This is a genomic window from Pseudoalteromonas sp. GutCa3 (assembly GCF_002836155.1).
In the GTDB taxonomy this organism is placed as follows: domain Bacteria; phylum Pseudomonadota; class Gammaproteobacteria; order Enterobacterales; family Alteromonadaceae; genus Pseudoalteromonas; species Pseudoalteromonas arctica.
Map to the genome: position 1 here is coordinate 1 of NZ_PJBK01000003.1, position 848 is coordinate 848.

At 37.9% G+C, this 848-nt stretch carries 1 protein-coding gene; it reads right to left on the bottom strand.

Annotated features, from left to right (window positions below):
• Positions 1-674 (bottom strand): IS110 family transposase (locus CXF64_RS00015; RefSeq protein ID WP_101215987.1); only part of this gene is annotated, 674 nt, incomplete at its 3' end.
• Positions 675-848 lie beyond the last annotated feature (174 nt).

The window sequence follows — 848 nt, forward strand, 5'->3', positions numbered from 1 at the left end:
GCAAACAAATACGTCAGCTCTCTCGATAATACGGGCCCTATGCCAGGGATAGACTCAAGTAGTTTCCTGTTTCTTTTTAAATCAGGTTCATTATCTATGTGGTTATCAATGTCAGATTTAAGCTGTTTAATTTCATCGTCTAAAAACGCGATAGTCACTTTTATCGATTGGCAAACACGTGCTGAAACGTTGCTGAATTCACTTGCTTCTAATCGGTTAGCTTCTCGTTGTCGGTTACTCTCAAGCGCATCTAAACGACGGATAAGGGCTTTAAGCTCTCTAACTTCTAATGCATCAGGTTGCCAATAACTAACGACTGCGTGCTTAGCACAGCCGTAATGAGCAAGCATCGTTGCATCAGATTTGTCTGTTTTATGAATTATGTTTAAAGCGTCTGCATACTTTTTAGCTTTACCGGGATTCGCTAAAATAATATTAAAGCCTTGCTCGTGTAAAAAATACATCAGAGCTTCATGATAAACACCCGTTGGTTCGAGGGTGATAACGAGCTCATTAGCAGCGCTTTTAGTTGTATTTAAAAGCCATTTTTCTATTGCTAAAAAGTCTTGATGCTTGTTTTTAAAGACTTTTGTTTTAATTTTGTTTGTAAGCTGGTCTCTCAACCACGATAAATCAATCTTCTCTTTACTAATATCAATGCCGATAAACATCATCTCTACTTACTCCCCTTGTACATACAGCATCTACTTAAAAAAAGTGTGCTTGGATACCATTCAGTTTCTGAGAATAGAAAGTCAGGGCCTTATCTACGGAGCAGTATTAAATACTAGACGCACAGGCAAGCTCACTGACTTCGATGTGATAAATGATAGCTAATCATTTATCAA